At 61.4% G+C, this 1,985-nt stretch carries 3 protein-coding genes; 2 read left to right on the top strand and 1 reads right to left on the bottom strand.

Going from position 1 to position 1,985, the window contains the following annotated elements; translation table 11 throughout:
• Together VGL40_07560 and VGL40_07555 are read left to right on the top strand one after the other, a co-directional pair.
• Positions 1 to 478: hypothetical protein (locus tag VGL40_07560; protein ID HEY3315115.1), on the top strand; the 478-nt coding region annotated here is incomplete at its 5' end.
• An 86-nt stretch (positions 479 to 564) separates the two neighbouring features.
• Entirely contained in the window at positions 565 to 1,548 is a 984-nt protein-coding gene (locus tag VGL40_07555) for a rhodanese-like domain-containing protein (GenBank protein ID HEY3315114.1), read from the top strand.
• A gap of 73 nt (positions 1,549 to 1,621) precedes the next feature.
• Here the strand turns inward: VGL40_07555 and VGL40_07550 are convergent.
• Positions 1,622 to 1,985 (bottom strand): TRAM domain-containing protein (locus VGL40_07550; protein HEY3315113.1); only part of this gene is annotated, 364 nt, incomplete at its 5' end.

The following is a 1,985-nucleotide window of genomic DNA, read 5'->3' as shown; positions in this document are numbered from 1 at the left end:
GGGCGGCCAACCGGCGCATCGCCGGCACGGACTGAATGGCACCAGCAAGATCCTTCTACAGTGCCAGGTGTGCCACGCCCAACCTTACAACAACTGCTATGGATGCCACGTGGGCAAGGACCAGAAAGGCTTGAGCTACTTCAAGACCGACCGATCCGTCTTCGACTTCAAGATTGGCCGGAACCCCTACAAATCCACCGACCGGCCTTACGACTACGTTGTCGTACGGCATGTCCCGGTGGCCCGTGATACCTTCGCCTATTACGGGCAGGACCTCCTGAAGGACTTCGACGCCGTCCCGACGTTCAAGTACGCGACGCCTCACTCCATCGCCAGGCGCACCGCTCAGAACGCCAGCTGTGGCGCCTGCCATGGAACCCCGTCCCTATTCCTTCAGGAGAAGGACGTCCCCGCCGACGAACGGACCGCCAATAGGGACGTCATCGTCCAGCGCCTGCCTTTCCCGGTTGGACGCTAGGGGGATGCCCGGATGAAACCGGGCTCGAAGACAGCATGCCGATGACCGCTGCTCCAACTGACTGAGATTCGCGGAGGTGGAGGAAAATGAACCGTCGTGCCGTCAGATTAACGGCCCTGTCGATGGCCTTAGCGGTGGCGCTGGTCATGGTCCTTGGCGGGTGCGCCCGCGGGCCCAGTGAGTTCGACCAGATTGCCACCACGGCCGAGAAGTACCTATCCTCGGGCAGAGCCCCGACCATCTCGGCCGAAGACGTTCAGAACAAGATCGTCCTGGGCAAGGACCCGGGCTACTTCCTTCTCAGCGTCAGAAAGCCGGAGGATGACGCGAAGGGGCACGTACCAGGGGCGATCACCATTCCGTGGAACCAGGTGTACAAACCCGAGAACCTGGCCAAGCTGCCGAAAGACAAGAAGATCGTGGTCATCTGTTACACCGGGCACACCGCCAGCCAGGTGACCATGCTCCTGAACCTCCTGGGGTACGAGGCCTACGCCATGAAGTTCGGAATGTCGGCGTGGACGGACAACAAAGACGTCCTGGGGATGGCTGTGCCGGTTTTGGTGCCCGGCAATTACCCCATGGACACCAAAGTCGATCCGGGCAAATCCGAGAACACCCCGCCTACCCTGAAGACCGGCAAGAAGGACCTCAACTCAATCATCCTGGCCCGCGCAGAAACCTATCTGACCTCAGGGAAGGCGCCGACGATCTCCGCCGAGGACGTCCAGAACAAGGTCGTCGTGGGCAAGGATCCATCGTACTTCATCCTCAGCGTCCGCAGCGAGGAGCATGACGCCAAGGGCCACGTGCCCGGCGCCATAACCATTCCTTTTAAGCAGATCGCCAAGCTCGAGAACTTGAAGAAGCTCCCGACCGGCAAGAAGATCATCGTCGTCTGTTACACCGGCCACACGGCCAGCCAAACGGCGATGCTCCTGAACCTCCTGGGATACGACGCCTATGCGATGAAGTTCGGCCTGTCCGCCTGGACCGACGACAAGGGCGTCCTGGCGGTCAAGCCGTATGACGGCAAGCCCCTCAACTACCCGGTCGAGCCCGGGAAGTAAAGCGGGGGGAGCCCATTCCGCAAGAAGAAGGAGACCCGGTCAAGTGACTGGGTCTCCTTCGTGTTGGCAGGCTCTAGACCACCCGGCCTTTGGCGTAGGTCCGGTAGACCTTGGTGATTTCCACCTTGACTTTTTCGCCGACCCGTTTGCCGGCGCCCTCGATGTCGATGACGTAACCGTCGATCCTGGCGATGCCGTCCCAGAGGTTGGAGACGTGCGGCTCTTCGATCTTGACCTCGACCGTCTGCCCCTGATAGACCGGCAGGGCCTTGGCCTCGACCTCTTCCCGGGTCCCCAGGCCGCGGATCTTCATCTCTTCCGGATGGCACTCCGCTGAACCCTTGACGTACACAGCCTTGCCGGTGTTCCGCTCGAGTTCCTTCAGGTTGACCCCGCCGGCCCCGATCAGGAGGGCGGCCACCGACGGATGAACCTCG

It is taken from the genome of Bacillota bacterium, from assembly GCA_036504675.1.
Classification (GTDB): Bacteria; Bacillota; Sulfobacillia; order JAJYWN01; family JAJZPE01; genus DASXUT01.
This window is presented reverse-complemented; position numbering and strand designations above follow the sequence as displayed.

Excerpts from the sequence above, each read along its gene's own strand:
- VGL40_07555 (HEY3315114.1), top strand. The coding sequence starts at position 565 with ATGAACCGTCGTGCCGTCAGATTAACGGCCCTGTCGATGGCCTTAGCG.